Source organism: Nocardia sp. TBRC8007, from assembly GCF_056629435.1.
In genome coordinates, this window is sequence record NZ_JBWSOR010000244.1 from 1 (window position 1) to 228 (window position 228).

The 228-nt window shown below is 61.8% G+C and carries 1 protein-coding gene; it reads left to right on the forward strand.

The window, feature by feature from the left end; all coding sequences use genetic code 11:
- Positions 1–228, forward strand: a 228-nt coding sequence (locus ACX4ZE_RS23510) for an integrase core domain-containing protein (protein WP_480275653.1), incomplete at both ends; no start/stop codon positions are given.

Below are 228 nucleotides of genomic sequence, written 5' to 3' on the forward strand. Positions count from 1 at the left end.
GACAACGGCTCCTGCTATCGAGCCGCCGACTTCGCCAAGACGCTGCACGGCGCTCGCCACCAACGCATCAGGCCATACACGCCCCGCCACAACGGCAAGGTCGAGCGCTACAACCGGAACCTGGCCGAGGAGTTCCTCTACGCCCGCGAATGGATCAGCGAAACCCAGCGCAGCAACGCACTCGGGATCTGGAACATCCACTACAACTATCATCGACCTCATTCGACC